At 62.9% G+C, this 20,748-nt stretch carries 27 protein-coding genes; all 27 read right to left on the reverse strand.

Features of this window, described 5'->3' with window-relative positions:
• The gene (locus ACTORR_RS01365; RefSeq protein WP_441343472.1) at window positions 1-492 is read right to left on the reverse strand and encodes a phage baseplate assembly protein V; all 492 of its coding nucleotides are present in this window, start codon (window positions 490-492) and stop codon (window positions 1-3) included.
• Window positions 489-1,601, reverse strand: a complete 1,113-nt coding sequence (locus ACTORR_RS01370; protein ID WP_441343473.1) for a phage baseplate assembly protein — start codon at window positions 1,599-1,601, stop codon at window positions 489-491. The genes ACTORR_RS01365 and ACTORR_RS01370 overlap by 4 nt, the downstream gene beginning before the upstream one ends.
• 4 nt (window positions 1,602-1,605) lie before the next feature.
• Window positions 1,606-3,009 carry a DNA circularization protein gene (locus ACTORR_RS01375; protein WP_441343474.1) on the reverse strand — a complete coding sequence of 468 codons (1,404 nt, stop codon included), beginning with the start codon at window positions 3,007-3,009 and terminating at the stop codon, window positions 1,606-1,608.
• Window positions 3,006-5,360 carry a phage tail tape measure protein gene (locus tag ACTORR_RS01380; RefSeq protein ID WP_441343475.1) on the reverse strand — a complete coding sequence of 785 codons (2,355 nt, stop codon included), beginning with the start codon at window positions 5,358-5,360 and terminating at the stop codon, window positions 3,006-3,008. The genes ACTORR_RS01375 and ACTORR_RS01380 overlap by 4 nt, the downstream gene beginning before the upstream one ends.
• 129 nt (window positions 5,361-5,489) lie before the next feature.
• Window positions 5,490-5,789, reverse strand: a complete 300-nt coding sequence (locus ACTORR_RS01385) for a phage tail assembly protein (protein WP_441343476.1) — start codon at window positions 5,787-5,789, stop codon at window positions 5,490-5,492.
• A complete protein-coding gene (locus ACTORR_RS01390; protein WP_441343477.1) occupies window positions 5,789-6,136 on the reverse strand; it encodes a phage tail tube protein in 348 nt (115 codons plus the stop codon). The genes ACTORR_RS01385 and ACTORR_RS01390 overlap by 1 nt, the downstream gene beginning before the upstream one ends.
• 57 nt (window positions 6,137-6,193) lie before the next feature.
• Window positions 6,194-7,690: a phage tail sheath subtilisin-like domain-containing protein gene (locus tag ACTORR_RS01395; RefSeq protein WP_441343478.1), complete on the reverse strand. Its 1,497-nt coding sequence runs from the start codon at window positions 7,688-7,690 to the stop codon at window positions 6,194-6,196.
• A complete protein-coding gene (locus tag ACTORR_RS01400) occupies window positions 7,687-7,872 on the reverse strand; it encodes a DUF2635 domain-containing protein (RefSeq protein WP_441343479.1) in 186 nt (61 codons plus the stop codon). Before ACTORR_RS01400 ends, ACTORR_RS01395 begins: the two co-directional genes overlap by 4 nt.
• The gene (locus ACTORR_RS01405; protein ID WP_441343480.1) at window positions 7,869-8,468 is read right to left on the reverse strand and encodes a phage tail terminator protein; all 600 of its coding nucleotides are present in this window, start codon (window positions 8,466-8,468) and stop codon (window positions 7,869-7,871) included. The genes ACTORR_RS01400 and ACTORR_RS01405 overlap by 4 nt, the downstream gene beginning before the upstream one ends.
• 8 nt (window positions 8,469-8,476) lie before the next feature.
• Entirely contained in the window at window positions 8,477-8,911 is a 435-nt protein-coding gene (locus ACTORR_RS01410) for a hypothetical protein (protein ID WP_441343481.1), read from the reverse strand.
• The gene (locus ACTORR_RS01415; protein WP_441343482.1) at window positions 8,889-9,278 is read right to left on the reverse strand and encodes a head-tail adaptor protein; all 390 of its coding nucleotides are present in this window, start codon (window positions 9,276-9,278) and stop codon (window positions 8,889-8,891) included. The genes ACTORR_RS01410 and ACTORR_RS01415 overlap by 23 nt, the downstream gene beginning before the upstream one ends.
• Before the next feature lie 2 nt (window positions 9,279-9,280).
• Window positions 9,281-9,832, reverse strand: a complete 552-nt coding sequence (locus ACTORR_RS01420) for a hypothetical protein (RefSeq protein WP_441343483.1) — start codon at window positions 9,830-9,832, stop codon at window positions 9,281-9,283.
• 2 nt (window positions 9,833-9,834) lie between these two features.
• Window positions 9,835-10,086 carry a hypothetical protein gene (locus tag ACTORR_RS01425; protein WP_441343484.1) on the reverse strand — a complete coding sequence of 84 codons (252 nt, stop codon included), beginning with the start codon at window positions 10,084-10,086 and terminating at the stop codon, window positions 9,835-9,837.
• Between the two features lie 51 nt (window positions 10,087-10,137).
• Window positions 10,138-11,451 (reverse strand): phage major capsid protein, encoded by a 1,314-nt coding sequence (locus tag ACTORR_RS01430; RefSeq protein WP_441343485.1) that lies wholly within the window; start codon window positions 11,449-11,451, stop codon window positions 10,138-10,140.
• Between the two features lie 61 nt (window positions 11,452-11,512).
• Window positions 11,513-12,484 (reverse strand): S49 family peptidase, encoded by a 972-nt coding sequence (locus tag ACTORR_RS01435; RefSeq protein WP_441343486.1) that lies wholly within the window; start codon window positions 12,482-12,484, stop codon window positions 11,513-11,515.
• The gene (locus ACTORR_RS01440) at window positions 12,481-13,752 is read right to left on the reverse strand and encodes a phage portal protein (RefSeq protein ID WP_441343487.1); all 1,272 of its coding nucleotides are present in this window, start codon (window positions 13,750-13,752) and stop codon (window positions 12,481-12,483) included. The genes ACTORR_RS01435 and ACTORR_RS01440 overlap by 4 nt, the downstream gene beginning before the upstream one ends.
• Before the next feature lie 2 nt (window positions 13,753-13,754).
• Entirely contained in the window at window positions 13,755-13,943 is a 189-nt protein-coding gene (locus tag ACTORR_RS01445) for a hypothetical protein (protein WP_441343488.1), read from the reverse strand.
• Window positions 13,940-15,748, reverse strand: coding sequence for a terminase large subunit (locus ACTORR_RS01450; RefSeq protein ID WP_441343489.1), 1,809 nt, complete (start codon window positions 15,746-15,748; stop codon window positions 13,940-13,942). The genes ACTORR_RS01445 and ACTORR_RS01450 overlap by 4 nt, the downstream gene beginning before the upstream one ends.
• The gene (locus tag ACTORR_RS01455) at window positions 15,708-16,055 is read right to left on the reverse strand and encodes a phage terminase small subunit P27 family (protein ID WP_441343490.1); all 348 of its coding nucleotides are present in this window, start codon (window positions 16,053-16,055) and stop codon (window positions 15,708-15,710) included. Before ACTORR_RS01455 ends, ACTORR_RS01450 begins: the two co-directional genes overlap by 41 nt.
• 254 nt (window positions 16,056-16,309) lie before the next feature.
• Window positions 16,310-16,630: an HNH endonuclease signature motif containing protein gene (locus ACTORR_RS01460; RefSeq protein ID WP_441343491.1), complete on the reverse strand. Its 321-nt coding sequence runs from the start codon at window positions 16,628-16,630 to the stop codon at window positions 16,310-16,312.
• A 3-nt stretch (window positions 16,631-16,633) separates the two neighbouring features.
• Window positions 16,634-16,957 carry a phage holin, lambda family gene (locus ACTORR_RS01465; protein WP_441343492.1) on the reverse strand — a complete coding sequence of 108 codons (324 nt, stop codon included), beginning with the start codon at window positions 16,955-16,957 and terminating at the stop codon, window positions 16,634-16,636.
• Between the two features lie 71 nt (window positions 16,958-17,028).
• Window positions 17,029-17,451 (reverse strand): hypothetical protein, encoded by a 423-nt coding sequence (locus tag ACTORR_RS01470; protein WP_441343493.1) that lies wholly within the window; start codon window positions 17,449-17,451, stop codon window positions 17,029-17,031.
• Between the two features lie 250 nt (window positions 17,452-17,701).
• On the reverse strand, window positions 17,702-18,388 hold the full coding sequence (locus ACTORR_RS01475; RefSeq protein WP_441343494.1) for a hypothetical protein: 687 nt from the start codon (window positions 18,386-18,388) through the stop codon (window positions 17,702-17,704).
• A gap of 12 nt (window positions 18,389-18,400) precedes the next feature.
• Window positions 18,401-18,721 (reverse strand): hypothetical protein, encoded by a 321-nt coding sequence (locus ACTORR_RS01480; protein ID WP_053870456.1) that lies wholly within the window; start codon window positions 18,719-18,721, stop codon window positions 18,401-18,403.
• Entirely contained in the window at window positions 18,718-20,016 is a 1,299-nt protein-coding gene (locus ACTORR_RS01485; RefSeq protein WP_441343495.1) for a tyrosine-type recombinase/integrase, read from the reverse strand. The genes ACTORR_RS01480 and ACTORR_RS01485 overlap by 4 nt, the downstream gene beginning before the upstream one ends.
• Window positions 20,013-20,441, reverse strand: a complete 429-nt coding sequence (locus ACTORR_RS01490) for a VRR-NUC domain-containing protein (RefSeq protein WP_441343496.1) — start codon at window positions 20,439-20,441, stop codon at window positions 20,013-20,015. Before ACTORR_RS01490 ends, ACTORR_RS01485 begins: the two co-directional genes overlap by 4 nt.
• Window positions 20,438-20,734 (reverse strand): DUF1364 domain-containing protein, encoded by a 297-nt coding sequence (locus ACTORR_RS01495; RefSeq protein WP_197896379.1) that lies wholly within the window; start codon window positions 20,732-20,734, stop codon window positions 20,438-20,440. Before ACTORR_RS01495 ends, ACTORR_RS01490 begins: the two co-directional genes overlap by 4 nt.
• Between the last annotated feature and the right edge of the window lie 14 nt (window positions 20,735-20,748).

A 20,748-nucleotide genomic window follows, 5' to 3' on the forward strand; every position in this document is an offset into this window, starting at 1 on the left:
TCAGCCCCCCTTAACCGGCTTCTTGTCCGAGCCTTCGTGAACGTGCAGTGAAGTACTGACGCCGGCGGCGATCTGATCACCGTCCGACACGATGCGGCCGGTGGTGCTGATTAGCGGCGTGTCGAACTCGACCGCCGTGTCAGCCTTGACCCTAAATGTCGCGGTTTGCACCTCGATCACCCGCCCGCGCTTGAAGTGCAGGAAGTCGCCTTCGTCGGTGTACAGAGCCACTTCGCCACTTTGCAGGCCCTGCAGGCGAAAGCGCCGGTCCGACACGCAAATCACCACCCCGTGCGAGCGATCGCCGTTTATGAACGCTGACAGCCCCTCGGCGCCGGGTTTCGGGTTGGAGGTAAAGCCGTAAGGTTCGAAGTACTCCATGCCGTCTTTCACTTCGTCGGCGGTCAGGCGCATCTGCAGGCCCTGCAGCATGCGGCCGGCATCGACCAGGGCGACCACGCCCCGGGCAAGGAAATTTCTCATGGGTTTCATTGGCCAGGCTTCCAGTCAGCGGGGATCAGGTATTCGAAGTTGTCGGCCTTGCCGCCTTTCTTGAGCTTGCGCGACTTGTGCGGGTCTTTCGGTTCAGGGTCGAAGCCATCCGGCGGGCCTACCACGATGTTGGCCACCGTGCCGGCGTCATCCATGACGTACTCGATTTCACTGATCAGCATGTCGCGGTCGATGCCAATCAGCGGGTCGACCACCCGTACCACCATGTTGGGTAGCCACAGCGCACCGTTGGATTGCCGCCAGCCCTGCACCTGATAGTTCAGGGTCAGTGCCTTGCCCATGCGGCTACCCCGCTCCCAGTTGGCCCTGGCCTGGGCAAGTTCCGGGGTCATCTGGCCGCTTTCGTGGATCAGCAGCACGCGGTGACGCGTCGCCCGAGGGTCGGCCAGTTCCGCCTTGACCTCGCTGGCCTGCACGCCGTAGGCGCTGTCTGACCCCGAGCGCTGTCCGGTGACGCGGTATTCCGAGAACACCCCGGAGAAATCCAGCTCGGCGCGGCCGGTCAAGATGTTCTGCCCCAGTTCCAGACGATCGACCGCACGGCCGGCGCTGCCGGGCTGGATGATCACCACCCGGCCCCGGGCGTCGTCGGTCGACAGCAGACGGGAAAGCGTCAGCAGCCGGTCGATCGATTCGAACACCGTTTCGCCCGGCTCAATCTGGTGGTCGGCCAGCTTGGTGGTTTCCGCCACCTCGCTCAGCACCTTGACCCCGTAGGGCTCGGCCAGGGCCTGGACGATCTTCTGCACGCTCTGCCCGCGCCACTGCCCGGGCTTGTTGACCGCCGAGCTGTCCACCAGGTCGGCAGTCAGCGAGCGGCCAGAAACCGACCGTTCCACGCTGCGGCTGTCGTAGTTGATCGGGGTGGCAAACACCCACCCCGTCAGCACGAGGTCGCCGCCGATGCGTACTTCGCAGAAGTCGCCCTGCCGCACTGGAATTTCCACCGCCTGGCCAGGCCAGCGCCATGTCACTCCCAGGCGGAAATCACGGCTCTGCCGCTCGATCCCCGCGCTGATGCTGACTTTCTTCCAGCCGCGATAATCCAGGCCGTTCACGCTCAGCGTGACAGCGTTCATGTCATCCATAGGCTTACTCTTGAGCGACGGCCAGCACCCCGACAGGCAAGAACCCTGGGTGTGCGACCTTGTTACGCGTAACGATTTCAGCGGCGCGGGTCGCGTCGCCGTAGCGCTGATAGGCCAGCACCACCGCCGGCAGGCTTTCCAGCGTGGTCACCTCGGCCAGGCGCACGCCGGCGCGGGCCACCTCGGTCAGGTGGGCGCGCACCTGCTTGCGCACCACCTCCAGCACCTCGAAATGCTCATGCGGGGCGGTCTGCTCGGCGGCCACTAGCGCGGCCTCGATCGCGTCGCGCACGGCCACCACGTCAGCGGTCACCGGCACGTCCGGCCGGGTGATCGGCGAAACCACTTGCTGCTGCAGGGATGGATAGCCCGACAGCGGCGCCGGCGCTTGCACCACCGGCATGACAGCGGCCGTGCGCACGGCCAGGACAATCAACGCATCGCGCACCAGTTCCCGGGCGGCCTCGATCACCGCCGCCGTTGCAGCGCCGCCGGCGGCCGTGCTGCCCGCCTCGATCGCTGCAGCCGCGGCTACGACCTGCGCCGCTAACTCCCGGGACTGCTCGACCTGCGTGGCAATGGCCCGACTCGACGCGGCGAAGCTGGCAAACTCCGGGTCAGCCTCGGGCAGGCCCGCCACGGTGCTGGCAAACTCCGGGTCAGCCTCGATACTCGAGGCGCTGGACGATGCCGACGCGGTGCTGCTTGTGCTGCTCGACGGCCCCCAACGGTAACCGGTCGAGCGGCTACCACCGACGCTTGAGAACTGCCCACGGATCATCGCCGAGAAGTTGCCTGGGGCGTTGATCAGCATGTCGGCCAGCGCCTCCACTGAGCTGACCAATCCCGTCAACTGGCGCAACTCCTGAGCGATGGCCATCTGCACGCCGGCAATACCGTTCTGCAGCACAACCACCGCCAGGCGCGCCCGGTTCACCACCGCCATGGCTGCCTTGTAACGCCGGATTGCCGACTGCAGCAGGGTTTCGGACGACTCTTCCAGCTGCCGCGCCGTGTTCGGCACGCCGGCCGGAAAGCCCTTTTCGCCGTCCTCCACAAACACCAGGTCGAAGCGCGCCATGCCGCCTTCGCGGCGCTCATGCCCCACCGAACAGCCCGTCGCCGTGACCATCAGCCGCCCATACCAAGGGTGGATCAGCTCCCCGGCGCCGGGCTTGTCCAGCGCGTTCAGCAGGGCATCACGCTTGATCAGGAAGTCTTCGCCGATCACGAAGGCCGCCATCTTGATTTCGCGTGTTACGCGGCCCAGGTCCTCCACCAGCGGCTTGTCCCGCTGGGGGTATTCATGGATCTGGGTACGTCGGCCGACTGGCATGCTGTCGCTGTCGACGTGAAACGGCACCCCCCGAAAGGAGGCCGGGTGCAGCTCATCCCGCCATGTGGTCATCCTGCCCCCCTACCCAATGAGCGATAGCCGACCTGCGGCGTAACCTGCAGGCCGGGCTGGTTGGACTCGCCTTGTTCAACGCGCATGCCCTGCGGGGCATTGTCGAAGCGGACCACCATTGACCCTTCCAGCTGGGTCTTGTTGGTGGCCGCAGACTGCTGGACCAGAGAACCCCGCGACGCCGGCAAACCGCCAGGCGCCGAAGTGGGCACCGACGTGAGGCCAGGGCGCTGCACAACGGCCGTTTCAGCCTGTTTCAGCGCCTCGGCCTGGGTCAGCCCCTTGGCATAACTTTCCTTGGCCTGCGTGCCCAGTTGCTCAGCTGACAGCGCCGCCGGCATCGACGCCGGCGACGGCACCAGGCGAAGCGGCGGCCGCTCCGGAGTCTGCCCGGGAGCGCGCAGCAGGCTGGCCGCGCTGGTGGCCTCGGGCATCAGCTGCACCGGCTCGGCGATCGGCCGCACCAGGGCGCCCGGCGCTGGCTGGCCGGCGCCGTTGCGCGCCTTCTGCTGCTCCGTCCAGGCGTTGACCTTGTTGGTCGCGGCCTCGATCACCCCGCCTTCGGAACTGAAGCCCAGGAATTTCATCATGGGTTCAACGATCGGCCGCAGCTTGTCCCACAGCCCTTTGAAATAGGCCGTGATCGGCTCCCAGTGCTTGACCAGCAAGCCCAGCGGCGACCAGTCAAACAGGGTCTTGAGGAAGTCGAGGAACGGCACCGACAGCGCCTTGATCGCTTCCCACACCCCGCCGAAAAAGCCGCTGATCGGCCCCCAGTGGTTGATGATCAACCCAAGCGGGGAGTAGTCGAACATGGTACGCAGGTAGCCCATGAACGGTACCGACAGCGCCTTGACCAAACCCCATAGGCTGGCAAAGAAGCGGCTCAGGGGCTGCCAATTGGCGACGATCAGGCCGATCGGTGACCAAGCAAAGGCTGTTTTCATCCAGCCCCACAGGGCCATCGCTGGCTCTTTGATCTTGTCCCACACCGCCTGAAAATACGGCGCCACGGTCGACCAGTTGGCGATCAGCACGCCGGCGGCAATGGCGATGCCGCGCACGATGATCCCGATCGGGCTCATGCTCGCTACACCGTTCATCATTGCCAGGGCTGCGGTTGCGCCGGCCGTGGCCAGGCGCAGCACGGTGAATCCCACCGCCGCACCCAGCACGCCCTTGATCAACCAGGGGTGCGCGGCAGCCAGCGCGCCGACACTGCTGATAATCGGCCCCACGGTGGCCATGAAGTCATTCAGCGGCGGCAACAACATACTGCCGACCGTGATGCCCAGGCGGGTCACGCGGTTCTGCAGCAGCTGCATGGCGTTCTGTGTGGTGGCTGCTCGGGCCGCATACTCGCTGTTCATCGATCCGGCGTACTGGGTTTCATCACCGATCGACTTAAAGTTTTTCTGCAGGGTGCCCAGGCTGGTCAGCAGTGGCGCGATCGCCCCCACCGACTCCTTGCCGAACAGGTTGGTCAGCACAGCCGCCTGCTTGCTCTTCTCGACCTTGGCCAGCGTCTGCAGCACGCGATTAATCGTGCCCTCGCTGTCGCTCTGCATGCCCTTAGCCAGCTCGTTGGCGTCTAGGCGCAGCGCCTTGTACGCCTCCTTTTGCGACTTGGTGGCCGCTGTGCCGGCGGTCAGGGTCAGCATGAAGTTCTTGATGCCGGTGGCCGCCACGTCCTGGGCGATACCCACGCCGGCCAGGGTCGAACCCATGGCCGCCAGCTGGGCCGCACTGACACCGGCCACCTCACCCAGCGGGCCGATGGCCGTCAGGATGTTGGAAATTTGCCCGGTGCTCGCGGCGCCGGTGTTGCCCAGGTAGTTGATTTGGTCAGCGAGGGTCACCACCTCGGTCTGGTTCATTTTGAAGGCCGTGCGCCACTTGGCCATCATCGAACCGGACTCTTCGGCCGTCTGGTCGAAGGCCACGCCCATTTTTACCGCGTCCTCGGCAAAGCGGTTCAGCTCTTCCCGGGCGATGCCCGACTGACCACCCGCCGCGACGATCTGCGCGATACCCTCGGCCGCCATCGGTAGCCGCTCGGACAGGCCCAGCACGTCGTCACTCATGGCCTTGAACTGCGCCGGCGTGTCGAAGTTGACCACCTTCTTCACGTCGGCCATGGCGCTCTCGAAGCCCATGGCAGCCTTGACGCCCATCACGAACGGCGCCGCAATGGCACCGCCCTGCAGGGCCTCGCCAAAGGTGATCTTGCCCAGGCCCGAGCTGTTCAACTGCTTGCGCAGCATGGCCGCGTTCTTGCGCACACCACTGAGCACCGGCGACAGCTTGTCGACGCCGGTGATCAGGGCCTTTAGCTGGAATTTATCCGCCACCACCACCCCCAGTCAGCGCGTTGATGCGCCACGCGTTTTCCTCGCTCTCGAACAGCGTGTCGAGGGTCCAGCCCAGCACCTCGCCCGGGGTGGCTTTCCACCACCAAGCGAGGTCATAGGCCAGCTCGGTTAGGCTGCCGACTGTTCCGAATCGCGGGGCATGAAAAAACCCACGATGAGCCAGGCAACGTTGTTCAAGTCGGGCAGCGCCAACTGGTTCACCGAACTGGCGGGGATGGTCGCGCACACGGCGATGTACTTGGCCGCCACTTCCACGTCGAGGATCGGGTAACCGCTCTCACCGATGTTGTAGGGCAGCGCCTTGATGGCCCGGCATTCCTGCACGGTGGGACGGCGCAGGGTCAGCTCTTTGACTTCTTCGCCATGGGCCTGGATCGGTGCGGTGAGGGTGTGGGTTACGGTGCTCATTACTGCCAGTCTCCTTGGATGCCTTCGAATTTGAGCGAGACCTTGGCGTCGTCGCCGGTCACTTTGGCCTCATCGACCAGATACGCACCGCTCAGCACGTACACGGAGCCATCAGCCAGTTCGGCCGTAACGGTCATGGCGATACCGGCGGCCAGCTTGGCCCGGGGAAAGTTGGGGTTTTTCACCGCGTCAACGACGACGTAGGGCACCAGGTCTTCTTCCTTGAAGTAGCCCCGCGTGACGGTTTCACGCTTCACGTCCGACAGCGGGCACTCGACGCCGCCGGTGATGACCAACTGATCGCCGTCGACCTTGATGAAACAGGTGCCTGCGACTTTCTGACCCATAAAGGGATCTCCCAGAAAAAAGCCCGCACAGGGCGGGCCGGGGTTGAACGATGCGGATTAAGTCGCTTCGGGGTACTGCAGGCGGAACTGGTACAGCAGCGCGAACACGCGCAGTTGATTCACCAGGTCCGGCGGGAACAGCACGCTGAGCCGGTTGGGGTTGTTGGCGTCGCGCTCCACGATCAGGTACTGATTGAACATCTCGGCATTCTCGACAATGCCGTCACGCTCAAGCGCGCCGTAGGCTGCGATCAGCTCACCGCGAATCACCTTCGGCGTGACGATCGCCTGGCCGGGGCCGAAGCGGGTGCCGTCGTTGGCCAGCTTGTGGCGGCCGTACTTGCTGGTGATGATGCTGCGCAGGTAGCGGATCACATACGCCGACTGGTGCAGCGTTTCGCTGTCCAGGTACGAATCATCGGCTTGCCCGTAGGCGTTGCGCTGATACGTGGTAATGGCGCGCTCGATCCGGTAGCTGCCACCGTTGTAGGCGGCGGTGGCCACCCCACTGGTCAGCAGCGACTGCCGTTCAGTCAGGGTGAAACGATCGCTCGCGGCCGCCGGGTCGATGCCAGCCAGCGAGCCGGTTTGCGTCGGCCGCGCCGGGTCGGCACTGATGAACACGGCAGTGCGCGCCGCCCAGGCGGCCGCCACTTCCCATGCTGGCTGCGGCACGCCACGTTCGAAGCCGTGAACGGTCACATGCGGGTCATTGCGCAGACGCCCTGCCGCGACCAGCTCGCCGAGGGTGCCGCGCTTGGCGCTGTAGACGTGGCCGTACAGCTGCTTTGCCCAGGACCAGCGACCGGCGCTGTCGTCCATGGTGTCTTTCCAGGCGTCCAGGGTGTCGGCGTCGGTCCACGGCTGGGCAATGAATTCGAACTCTTCGTCGCCCAGCGCGGCCAGCGCGGCAGCGGCGTCAGGGCTACCGACACCGCCGGTCATGCCGGTGGTGACGATGGTCAAGCCAGCGGGGGTAACCTCGCTGTTCACGCGGCCCAGGCGATTAAGCTGCAGCTGAATGTCGTTGCCCAGCTCGCCCTTGAACTTGGCCTGCAGGGTGACCACGCCGGCGGCCACCGTCGCAGTCACCGGCAGGTCGATCGCCTCATTGATCGCCGCTGCCAGGGCCGTGGCCACCGCCTCGGCCGAAGCACCGGCCACGGCCAGGGCACGTACACGCTGGCCCGCCACGTACAGATTAACCAGGCCGGCCGATTCGACCGACCCCGTTACGGTAACGGTGCCCGTCGCCGCTACGCCGGTGGCGACCTTGAGCGGCAAGCACCAGACCTCGCCGGCCACGTCGATGGCGCGCCAACGGGCGTGCATGCTGGCCAGCATCGAACCGACGCCGCCAATGTCCTTGGCCTCGCTGGTCCGCGACACCAGGGTCAGCTGGCCAATCTCGGGGCCGTCGGCATCGTCGTTAACCTGGCCAATGATCAGCCGGCGCAAGCTCGATGCGCCGCTGTTGGCCATGGAGTTGTCGACCTCGGCATAGAACAGCGGCACGCGAATGTCGCTGGGAATGTTGCTGAAACTTACGCTCATTGCGCCGTGCCCCCCTTCGGCTTGGTGCTGGCTTTCTGCTCGACGGCATCACCGTCGCTGATGCGGCGCTCCCAGTACGCATTACGTGGCACCGGGGCGCCGCCGGCGGGCAGCAGCTCGCGGGGGTTGTGCGGCATCGGGCAGTCGCGCCCGGGTGCCGGTTTTAGGGTGATGGTCTTCATGGGGTCAGGTTCTCCCGGGTGGTGAACTCGACTCGCCCGTCAGGCCCTGGGGCCGTGACGTTGGAGTCTTTCAGGGGGTTAATGAAGTCGAAGCGGGTGTCGATCCCGTCCAGCGCTGGCAGGCCAGCCAGCTGCCATTCCTGCCAGGTCTGCGGCTTGCCCTCGCCGGTCTGCTCCCAGCGACCCAGCTGCAGGTCGGCATAGAAGCGGTAGCGGTAAACCACCCGTTCGCGGTCGATCAGCAGCAGCTGGCCGCCGTCGTAGAGCAGCGGCCCCGACTCCGGGTCAGGCTCAAAGCCCACCAGGGCGCGCCACAGCTGGGCGCGCAGGTCGTGCAGCGGGTCAGCCACCGATTGCCCGCGCTCGTCGTCGGTGGGCAGCACCACGCACACGTCGATCGCGTCGCGCACGGCCTGGGTGTACACGTTCTGCGCGGTCGGCTCGTCGGCCGAATCGCCTACCGCGATCACGTAGGCCGCCGGGATTTCCAGCTTGCCGCTGTCGGCGGTCGGGTCCCAATCCAGGCCACCCGCCACGCGCCCCTCCAAACCAGGCGCATAGGTGCGCAGCTGCGCGATCACAGGCGTGATTTTCATGTCGGCTCTCAGTTGAGCAGCGCGGCGGCGAAGGCCTGCTGCAGGATGCGTTGCACCTCGGCGCGGCTGTCGGTCAGCGCGTCGGTCATGTAGTTGTCGCGAGGTTTGATGCGCCATCCGCCGCCCTGCTTGCGGCGCACGCCGTAATGCAGGTACGCCGGATAGAACGCCGGCATGCTCGCGGTCTTGTTCGGTGCGATCCGCACCAGGAAGCCCGAGCGCGACAGCTTGTAGCCGATCGAATCGGTGGTCGCGCCGGTGCGGTTGATCGGGTAGCCATCCTGGCCACCGCCAAGCGCCAGGTTCATCTGCGCCCGGCCGGTGATCAGCTGGCCAACCTTGCGCATGCCGGCACGGATCTTTCGCTTGTTGAAGGCCTCTTGGTCGAACTTGTCGAAGCCATCAACGTGCAGGTAGCCGTCAATCGAAACGGAGTTGGCCACGGCCACCTCCCGCCTGACCTGGCTGAGCACCCAGCTCTTCCACTTCCACCACTGACCAGATCTGCTCGCCCGCAAGCTCAGTGGGACGCTTCACCCGATAAACACGCCCCCGACTAACGAACTCGCAATCTGAAGCCAAGCCGGGAATGAAGCGGCAGTAGAGGCGGTGCGTGACCCCGGTGTTTGTTTGCTGAGCCGCGGCGTACGTTGCGGTACCCAACGGCTCAACCTTCACCCAGCGCCAGCAAACATGCGTAAGTTTAGGCTCAAGGCCTGGGCCCGATGGCTTGTCGGCCCTTTTGCGCACTTCCATGCGGTGTTTCAGTTCACCCGAGGCGGGTGCCCGTGTATTCACTCGCAATGCCATGGCTAGAACCTCGGCGGAACAGTGATATCAGCCAGCAAATGATCAACGAAGCTCGACGGCACTTCGGCAAGGGATTGCCCCACCACCAACAGTCCACGATGCGTGAACGCCGTTTCTGCCGCCATTAGCAACCAGCTCAACACACCGGGGTAAACCTCAAAGTCCACCCCGGCGCGGTACCGGATGCGCAGCCGGCCAGCAGGCCGGCCACCAGGGAAAAGTAGATAGCTCTCCTTGCCACCCTGGCTAAGTTCCAGTTGGCCGGTGTAGGGAGTCACCTGACCTGTTTCTCCCAGCACCACCACGGACTCAACGGCAACCACCTGGCCAACGTCCAGCGAATGGCCCGACGGATACGCCGCCGGCCACTCCTCCTCGTAGATCGCTTCACGAATCGCCGCCCCCGTTTTCGATTCGCCCTGCGCGGTAACGCCAGGGATGATGATCAGGTCGATCAGTTCGGGCTGCAGATCTTCAGGCTCAGCTCTGCACTGAAAGGCCACCTGCTCCAACGTCAGCACGGGTGCCCCCGTGTAAGCGATGCGGCGCGCCATGATTAAGGCTTGCCGTCAGCGTCAGCCTGATCCCCCGGATTGCCAGCGTCATCAGCCGCCGCATCACTATCGGGCTTCTTGCCGGAGACGGCGGTACCGCCACCAGGTTTGCCTTTCTTCGAAGGCGACTTGCCAGCTTCGACTGCATAGCCCGACTCGATCAAACTTTCAGCGACTGCCGAATCGAAGCCCGCCGTTTCGCCAGCGGCATAACCGCGCCAGTTTTTTTCAAACGTTACGATGACCTTGGTCATGAGATTTCCCCAGAACTGGAATGGAATGCCCGGCGTACCGGGCACGAGGATTTACAGGGAGCTGCCCCATTTGACATCGGTCATCACCGCCACCGACTCGACGTGACGCGGGCCGAAATCGTGTTTGGCGATCACTCGCACGAGGGTCTGGTCGCGCTGGAATGCACTGATGACATTGCCGCTGCCGTCCTTGTAGGTGGCCTCCTTACTGAAATCGATGACCATGGCGTCGTCTTCACCGATGAAGCAGTCCGCGAAGTCGGCGAAATGGATCTCCGAAGCATCGCCATCGGCACCCAGGTTAATCGGAATCTGGGTGGTCGAGCCGACTGGGAAACCCTTGAGCATGTTGTGATCCAGCTCGGGGTACGCCTTGTTGCCATTGCCATCACGCAGGGCTGCCAACCAGCGCTTGGTGCGCGGCGCCATGGCAAAGCCTGGCGTGGTCATGTTGGAGTTCGCGTTCTCCAGCCGGAGAATCAGCGCGGTCAGCGCGAACTCCACCGCTTCCAGCGTTACAGCTGCTGGGGCGGCAAACACGTTGAAGGACGGCGCCCAGAAGCGCAGCCCCTTGGGCAGATTTCCGGTACCAGCACCGCGCAAGAATGACAGGTCTTCCGCTGTCGCCACCGAGGCGACCAGATCGTTCACGACCAGGCGGTCAACGCTCGGATTGGTGCCGGAGTAAGCCAGCAGGTCGTTGCTGATCGGCACCAGGGCAGCGAGCTTTTTCGACGACAGCTTCAGGTCGTCGAACTGCATGTCAGTGGACGGCATGTCTTCCTCGGTGCCGATATAACCGACGACAGCACCGCCTTTGATGCGCGGTACGGTGAGGTTGCCATTTTGCAGCGGCAGCGAGACGGCGCCGAGGCTGCGCACCACTGACTTCGGACGCAGCAGCTCGATGACTTCGCTGGAGAAACTTTGCGGTACCAGCACCCCACCAGCTCCTGGCGTCACGGTGCTGAGTGCCATGGCGATTTCGGGGTTGTAACCCGATTCGGAAGCCATCTTCGCAGCCGCGTGCTGATCGCCGCGGGAAGCGGCCAGCACGCGCACCATCTGCGCCATGTTGGCCCCCGGCACCGGCTTGGCGGTGAAAGGGCCGCTGATATTGATGGGTGGGCCATTGATGCCCTGGGCGCTTTCATTAACCGGGACGGCACTGGTGGTCGCCATGCGTTCAGCGGCCTCGGCACGCGCGAGCTTGTCGGTCAGCACATTGAACTGAGTGCTGAGTTGCTCGAACTGGGCCAGTTGCTCGGCACTGAGTGCGGTGCCAGCCGCTTCGATCTGAGCAAGCGCCTGGATCGAGCTGTTGATAGTGGCGCGTTCGCTACGCAATTGAGTTACGAGGGACATGCTGCCTCCTGGGCATAAAAAAACCGCCATCAGGCGGTTGTGGTCACTGCCGCGAACGCGGTCAGAGTTGGGACTGAATGGCGAAGGCCGAGGCCCGCACGCTGATGCGCTGCTGTGTCTGCGAGCCTTGACGCTGCGCACGGCTGAGGGCAATTGCACGCGAGAGGTTGTCAACCGCAAGTTGCGGCGATTCCAGGCGGTCAGCCAGGCCGATGGCGATGGCGGAAGTGCCGCGGTAGCAGGCGGCTTCGGTGGCGATGATCTCGGCCACATCGCGGCCGCGGTAATCAGCAACATGAGTCGTGAAGAGTTGATAGCTTTCCTGCACGACTTCGTTGAGCACCTGGAGAGATTGCTCGGTAATTGGCTCGTTCGGGCTTAGATCATTTTTGTGTGCGCCGGCAAAGACCGTCGTGACCTTCACGCCCATGCCTTCGATCATCTTCGAGCGGTCCATGTGGCTAGCCACTACGCCGATGGACCCTACGCCGGAGGTCAGACTGACCACGACTTCAGTGCAAGCAGACGCAATTAGGTAACCCCCGGAGTAGGCCATGAAGTTAACCAGGCCGGTGATTGGCTTGACCTTGGTCGCAGCCCGGATGTCTGCCGCTAGTTCGAAAGCGCCGACTGCGCTGCCGCCTGGGCTGTCAATGTCGAGCACGATGTGTTCGACCATGGGGTCAGTGATGGCCTTATTCAGGGCTGCTCGGAGCCCTTCATAGCTGGTCATGGTCTCGCAAGCGTTCAAGTGGCTGCCGCGACTTACAAGAACACCATGGACTGGGATCACCTCCACACCCGTCTGAGCGATGGCGGCACGGCGCTGTTCTTCTCGACGGTCCTGCTCGGCCTGGTAGTCCTCATCGTCGTAGAACATCGAAGGGTTAGCAGCGGCGCTGCTCATATTCAGATTTACGATGTTCAGGCTCATGGTCTGGTTCGCCCAGCGCACTGCCAGGTCCAGCATGTCGGGTGTTGTCAGCAGCGGCTGGTTGAACAGCAAGCTGGCTGCACGCAGATGTCGTTTCATGCGGCAAGCATCCTCTGGATGTCGTCGCGCTGCTGCTCCAGCTGAGCGCGGACGTTGGGGTTGTTCATGTCGGGCAAGCCATGCGCCACATCCGTCATGTTCAGCGGCTGCAAGTAGCTATCGCCATTGGCAACGGGCGGCATGTTTTCCAGGCGACGGATGTCGTTGATCGACAGCCACCCCCACTGCCTGCCGATTGCATAGGCGTCATAGCGGCTTTTCTGGTCTCCGCGCAGCAGGCCGGACAGGTTGAACTCGATGAAGTAGTCCCGCCGCTCAGACGGCAGCAGGAAATCGCGCATCATGGCCTGCTCGTGGCGCTTCACCCAGGGCATCAGGGCGAAGATCACGTACTGGATCAACAGCTGTTCAAGGCTGTTGTAGCTGGCTTTCTCCAGCTCGTTGATCATGTGCGGAGGGATCTTGTAGATCCGGGCGATATCCAGCCCAGTGGCCTTGAGGATCCCCAGCAGCTCGGCGTCGACGTTGTTCATCGACACCGGTTTGAAGGTCATACCTTCCTGCAGCATCGCGACCTTCTTCGCGTTATCGATGCCCGAGAACTTATGACCCCACTGATCTAGGATGCGGTCGATACTGCCCTGCTCTTTGATCGGCGGGGCTTCCCGCGGGCGCTCGATGACGCCACTGACGGCAGTACCGTTGGCAAACGACTTGCCCGCGTATTGCCTCACCGCATGCGCAAGGCCGACGGCATCGGCATGCAGCTCAACGGGAGAAAGGCCGGTGTAGTGATTCTTGGTGTGCCAGCGCACATGATGAATCAGGCGCATGGGCAGCGGATCGTGCCCGCCAATGCGGTACACGGGACGTAGATCGCCCCCCTTCAGCACCACGACCTTATCGTTGCGCAGCGGATAAAGGGCCCTCACCGAGCCGTCGTCGTTGCGCTCGATGAAGCTGTAGCAGTTCCCTCGCAGTCCCAAGGCAAGCTGGCCAGATTCCCGGTACTCGTAGGGTGTCTGCCAGGGGTTCGGCTGGTAGCGCAGCACATCGTAGAGCGGATGCGCCGTTGCCGACTCGCGCTTGCCGTCGCCTAATCGGCGGTACAGTTCAAGCGGCAACTGGCCCACGCTCTCTGCCAGCAGCGTGACACACGTCTGCAAAACGGTGATGGCCAATGCGGTATCCGGCGTCACCGTTACGCCTGCGGCCGAACGCCCGGAGCCAATCAAGCCGCGCCAGAAGCCACTGCCAGCGTCCGAAACGAGCCCTTCACTTGCGCCGAGCAGATTGCTGAAGAACATGATCAGCCTCCCTCTGGGCTACGTTTAAGCTGCATACGGGCGGCCGCCTTGTCGGCCAGCCATGCCCAGCCAATCAAACCGAAGCCAGCAGCCATGAATGCGGCGGGTATATGGATCATGGCGATGCCGGCGACCAGCAGTGCAAAGCCAACCAGACCGGCAACCCACGCAGCGATTGCAATGATATTCAAACCCCTACTCCTTCGTCGTAAATGGAGCTGCCGCTGCTTCCAGAGGACACTGCACCACTGATACCGGTGGCCATGATTGAGGCAATGATTCCGTCGATACGGCCCGTCGCTTTTGCCTTGTCGGCCTTGCGGTTGTTCGCGGGGTCGGAAACGATCACCGCGTTACCGGCGCACCAGGTCATTACCGGGTTACCATCATGTCGCAACGACTCCACCACGGTGGTTGGCGGGCCATCGTCGAAGAACTCTGCCGAACCGCCCTCTTCCTCCGAAGGCAACTCAAGCATGCCAAGTAGGCGCCGCTCGAACTCATCAACCGCGGGCCCCATGTCTTTGAAGCCTTGCCCAAACTCCACCAACTCCGGCAGCGTGATGCCGTACTCGCTCATCAACTGCCGCATGTCCTCGATACGCCAACGGTCGTAGGCAATCTTGTCCACCTGGAAGTAGTCGCAAATGCTTTGCATCCGGCGCAGCACATGCAGCTTGCTGATAGCCCGCCCAGGCGTCGTTTCAAGATCTCCCGACTTGATCCAGGCTGCGTAAGGCACCTTGTCGCGGGCCTCGCGCTTGTCCAGTTCGTGGTCGGGAATCCAGAAGTACGGCAACAGCCGCCAGTGCGGATCCTCGTAAGTCGGATAGAACAGCAGGACGAACGATGTAAGGTCCGTGGTGCTGGACAGGTCCAGTCCCCCGACGCAGGGCCGATTGCGCAGCAGCGACATCGGGACGCGCTCCTCGGCCTGGCTCCAGACATCCCAGGAAATCCACGGCGATTCAGCTCCGGTCCATTCGCAGAAGTTGAGCCGGCGTACCATCGCCTCTTTGCTCGGCATGCCTCGGGCCTCTGTGACCTGCTCACGCAGATACTTCATACCCGGCAGATCGGCGTCCTGTAGAGATGGATTCGACTTGAACCAGCAGCTCTCGTCCTGGATCGGATCATCACCTTCATCCAGCGAGCAGATATAGGCAAAAAAGCCGTCATCAATGAGCGCTCCCGATGCCACCCGAGAGCCGTACTCGTGATATTCCCAGCAAGGCCCACGCTTGTTGGAGCCGCTGTTGGTGATCATGAAAATGAGCGCCTGCTTACGACTCTTGGTGCCGGCGCGCATCATCTCAACGACCATGTTGGTCTTGTGCTCGTGTACCTCGTCGATCAGTGCCATGTGTGGCCTAGGGCCGGACTGGCCATCGTCCGAGCTAATCGGTCGAAAAAATGACCCCGACTTGAGATAGGCCAAGTTCCAGATGTTCTGGCCGGTGCCGCTACAGACCAAGCGCTTCGTCAGCTCTGGCGATTGCTGCACCATCGCGACGGCATCCCGGAACAGGATCATGGCCTGGTCTTTTTTAGTCGCAGCAGCATAGATCTCAGCGCGCGCCTCGTTATCCGCGATCAGTCCAGTCAGTCCCACCCCCGCAGCCAAGGGCGACTTACCCGAGCCCTTGCCACTTTCAACGTAGACAACACGGAAACGGCGATACCCATCACTGGCTTTCCACCCGAAGATGCTACCGACGATAAATTTCTGCCATGGCAAGAGTTCGAACGGCAGCCCTTCAAACTCACCACCATTGAGCTTGAGCACGGTGCGATAAAAGCGGATAGCCTTGTTAGCGGCTGCCAAATCCCAAGTCAGGCCGCGCTTTGGCCCTTCCTTCAAATCTCGGAGGTGGCGAGCGCATGCATTTCGAATGTCTGGCCCGGCTAACCGTTCACCAGAATGCACTTCTCTGGCGTACTGAGTCGCTGGGTCTTCAACCGAAGAACTCCGCGAACTGGTCTTCTTTTGGCTCATCGTCTTTTACTTGAACCTTGGATCGGGCGGCCGGTGTGAGACCGAATTCGACCAGGTAGCTTTTGAAGCGGCGGTCAACGTCGGCAAGCATGGCGACAGCTGGGTTTGCCTTGAGGACCAACTCACCCTGTGTGCTGGTGGTTTCGTATGTGCGCCCCTGCGTGCCGACCAATTCGCGGAGAGCAAGAATTTCGGCATAGCAATCGCAGAGTCGTTCGAGTGCAAAGCCATCGGCTTCTGTCAGAACACCCATCCGGTCAAGCAGAACTGTGAGGCGCCCCCAAGCCACCTGGCCTTCGGTACTCAAATGGTCCGGGGCGCTTGGGATGCGCTTGGCTGGCTGGGGTTCGTTCTTGTTGATCGGACGCTTACCGGGGTTCCCTCTGACAAGCTTCAGCTCCGTCGGTGTGGGTCGTCTCCCGGCCATAATTTCCTTCCAAAAAAAATCATTTCATTTCGCGGCTTTGCACACAAAGGAGGGCGATCGGTCAGGGAAAGCCTCGCATAAAACTTTCTCCCCCCCCTACCCTCAGGGATGGGGCCCCGCGCGTCCACCGGCTTTCAGGAGCGCCGATTCCAATGGTGCCGGGGGTCTAGCGGCCTCCCGCTCACGTCGCAGCCTGCCTCGCGCCCTGACTTCTCAAGGCGCTGCTTGTAGGAGCTGTGGCAGTTAGTGCACAGCGACTGCCAGTTGGTCCGATCCCAGAACAGGGTCATGTCACCGCGGTGCGGCTGGATGTGGTCGACGACGCTGGCTGGCTTGTTCAGGCCTGACTGCTGGCACCGGACGCAGAGCGGATGCTTGCTTAGCCACCCCTCGCGAGCCTGCTGCCAGCGATAGCCATATGGGCTCGGGGTCTTGCCTTGATCGGCGAGGGCCATGTGTCAGCCCTCCGCTTTCTTGCTCATGAAACGGTCCGAATACTCGCGCAGCTTCTCGACGCCCATGAAGCCAACCATGCAACCAGCGAAGACGGACAGGTTCGGCGGCAGCGCGAAATACTCCAGGACGGGCAGCAAACTGATTGCGATCAGGCCGCAAATAGCGCCCTCAAGAATCACTTTGCGACCTCGACCACCGCCGTAGATCACTCGGCACATAGCAACCGCAGCGGCAATGCCACCTGTATAGAGCTGAGGCTGATGTGCTACCAACCAAGCAAGCGCGGCGGCCCACAGGCCAGGATCCTTCTCGGGCATGTTCGCCATCTCGATTCCTCCCGTTTCAGGGAGCACAAATGAAAAACCCCGCCGAAGCGGGGTTGTGATGACCTGAAAGATCAGTACACATTCATCTCAAATGGGACGTACTGAGCTTTGATGGTGTTGAAATAGAACGCTTTAGTGAATGGCTTCGAAGCAGCCGACTTCCACAGGTGTCTCATGTTGCTCTGTGCTTGATCGGGCGTTTCATAATCTGGCTGCAGAGTACGCATGACGGCGTAGGTGGAGCACATCATAGCTCGAAGCTGAGCGTCATTATTGGCGCCTGCTGCGCCAGTGAACTTGGCTTTAGCGATCTTCCCCGCCTTGCCCAGATCAAGAAGGACTTCAACCGACGCCCCGTTCATTGTGAGCGTGTGGTAGACCACCCTCCCATCCTTGATCGGATCGCCCTTGCTCAGCTTGGCAGCGGCACACTGAGGAATTTCCTTTAAGTGCTTTCCCATACCCGCCTGGAATGACTTGGGTGTCAGGTCCAAGGTGGATTCCTCTTGGGCAGCACCTGCCATAAGCGGAACAAGCATCAACCCGATGGCAGTCGCTCGCGCAAACATTCCTTTTGCTCTCTATGTAGTTGAACACCACCAGAATGCTATCAGGCTTTTCAACACCTCAGAAATGCGAAAGCCCGACGTGACAGTCGGGCTTTTTGTCGTCAATCCTCAACACGCGCAGGAATGACAGGATGGGAATAATTTCGCTCAGTCGCTCACTGATGTCAACAGGCAATCACGCAGCCTCTTTCATCAGCAACCCTTCGGCCTCTAGGATCACCCGTACCTCCGCCAGCGCGTCGTCGATCATCCCATCAAGTTTCTCGTTGATGCCCTGCCTCCAGCGTCGTCGGGTCGGCTCCGGCGTCGCATCCAAGTCCCAGGTGTTCATGTCGTAGAAGCTGTCCGCCAGGATGATCAAATCCTCCTCGAGCGCCTCGATACGCTTCTTCGCAGCCTGGCCAGCGGCAACAGCGGCGTTCACGGTAGCCTCGCGGCGCCATGGGGACGCATCCAGTGGGACGTTCACCGAAACAGATTGCGGGGCCTTACGGCGGGCGCCCTTGAGCTTCGGGATGGCCCAGGCAGTGACGGCCTTGTAGATAAAGAGTGTCGGCGCTGGGCTCGCGATGAGCGGCCTTACCAGCGTAATAGCCTGCACCTTCTTCGCCTTGTTCGTGCTGTACTTGGCGACCAAAGCATCCCAGTGCCGCCCCTTGAGCATGTGGTGCAGGCGCGCCGACAGCCAGTAATCGATTTGGGTACGATCGATGCTGCCCGATCGGCCGCCCAATGAGGCCAAGCAGCCACCCTCCTCTTCTGCCGACTTGTACAGCTTCTGCCAGGCCTGGGCCTTCGCCGAACCCTTCTCGCCCGCCGCCAGAGCGGCAACTACTGCACCCGAAACGCTGCTGTAAACCATGGTCCTTCCCCCTCAATCCCCGGTGTAGTTGGTGCCGCCAGCGCCGCGCTGGTTGCTTCCCTGATATGTCGCCTCAGGCCCGGATGCCTGAGGGTTCTTCAACTGCTCGATCTGCCGGAGCGCTGCCCGTAGCCTCATGCTGAGCTGGGTCACCAGTTCATCCAGGGCCAGGGCCTCGCCGGTTGCAGCCGCCACAAAGCCCGAGGCATGGCAGTGGCCGCACGGCAGTTCGTGAAACACGCCCTGAGTGACCGCTCTCCCACGGCACAAAGGGCACTGAGCCAACTTGATCGCAGCCTTCTTAAAGGCAGGGCCATGGCTCTTCCTTGTCACTTTGAATCCTCGCTAATTACAAATTCGGCAAGGTCGCTGGAAGCCTTGTGTTCCGCTGGCTCGCCCGAATTCTGTGAAATTTCGGATAAGGCCGTGGTAAGGCCGTGAATGGCACCAAAGCCGATGCCGTCTAACCAGGCGTGCCACTTCTCCAGGGCTGCCCGGCGCTGCTGCATGGCCTGGGTGTGGATGTAGGTGCTGGCGATCTTGCCCAGCGTGTGGTTCAGAAGCATCTCGCCGATGTGGCCGTCGATACCGAGGTCGGTCCAGGTGGTGCGGGACACCTTGCGCAGGTCGTGGCTGGTCCACTCGCCCTGCCCCAGGCGGGTGAACACCATGCTCGCCTGGGTTTCGCTCAGCGGCAGCCCGCGCCGGTTCGGGAACAGGTAAACGCCCTCGTAGCCCTGGACCTGCTGAATCGCCCGGTACCGGACCAGCAGCGCCTTCACCTGGGCGGTAAGCGGCAAACGGTGTTCGGTACGGGTCTTGGTGTTGGCAGCGGGAATGAACCACTCGGCAGCGGCGAGGCTGATCTCGCTCCAGCGCGCCATGCGGGTCTCACCGATCCGGGTGCCGTGGGCCAGCATCATCAGGGCCAGCATGGCGTCGCCCGGCTCATCGGCGAAGGCCTTGGCCAGCTGCTGCATCAGCTCCGGAAGTTGCACGTCACGCAGGCGGGCTGCCTTTGGCAGGATCCTGGCCTTGGTGAAGTCGTTGAAGCGCATCCCGGCCATTGGGTTGCGGTCGATCAACCCCAGCTGCAGGGCCTGGCGGAAAGCGGTCAGCAGCAGCGCGAACATCTGCCGCAGGTAGGACAGCGACACCTCGGCCTGGCACGGCCACATCAGGTGCTTGTCCAGCGCATCAGCATTCACGCAGGCCACGGCCAAGTCATCCAGGCGCGGCTTCAGGTGTTGGGCGATGGCGGAGCGGGCGCCGGCCTTGCGCTTCGCCGACAGTGAGCGATCACGCGCCATCCGGTCGCCATACCAGTCCAGCAGCTGCCCCACGGTGGCCATGCCCGACACCACCGGCGCTGTGGCCGGATCGCGCAGCAGGCGCTGACGCAGCGCGGGCAGCTCGGCAATGACCGCCGCCACGCTCAGCTCTGGCCAGCGGGCGACCGGCACCCAGTTCTTGCCGCGCACCAGGTGCCAGGTGCCGCGCTCGCGGTTGCTCCAGAAGCGCAGGTACAGGCCAGGGTGACGCGGGTCGCGCAGGTCGCGCACTGACTTGTCGGCGGCCTGCCGGCGCACCTCGGCCTCGCTCAGCTTCACTTCACGGGTCGCGCTCATGCGGCCACCGTGGCTGGCAACAGCAGGTAGGCGCGGATCGCTTCGACAGCGTCGATGTTGCCCCGGCACACGATGGCCAGATAGCCCTGATCGGCGAGCGCCTGCAGGTAAGCGTCCTGACTGGGCGAAACCGGCGCATCGAACGGCGGCATGGCCTTGAACTCGATGTACAGGCCGAAATAGCCACCGCGCGCCATCGGCAGCACCAGGTCGGGCACGCCGGCCTTGACGCCCTGCCCCTTCAGCTTGGCGGCCACGGCCTTGACCCGGTGCCCACCGTTCGGCACGTGATAGATCAACTTGTAGGCCTGCGGGTAGCGCAGCTGCAGCTCCTGCATCAGCGCGGCCTGCTCCTGCCCTTCCCGGTCGACGGGCTTGGCGCGGGCCGGCTTGGCCTTGAACGGGCGAAGGGCGGGAGCAGTCATGCGACCAAAACCCCCTCGTTCAGCAGCAGCGCCTGGGTGCGCATGACGCCCTCGGCGTGATACCGGCGCGCGGTGTCTCGGTCTACAGCCTGGCTACGCCCGTCGCAGGCGTCGTGGCAGGCGCTGCAGGACCAGGCGCCTTGCAGGTCGTGTGGCTTCTTGCCCACGCCGCACGTGCCCGCGAGGCGGTAATGTGCAAGGACGGTAGTCTCGGGATTGCCGTTGCACACACCCGGGATGCGCACCTGGCACTCCCGGCCGCGCGCGGCCTTGGTCAGTTTTGTTTGGCGCATAGGGTCGCCTCCTT

It is taken from the genome of Pseudomonas sp. SAR267 (assembly GCF_052077595.1).
Taxonomy (GTDB): domain Bacteria; phylum Pseudomonadota; class Gammaproteobacteria; order Pseudomonadales; family Pseudomonadaceae; genus Aquipseudomonas; species Aquipseudomonas vlassakiae.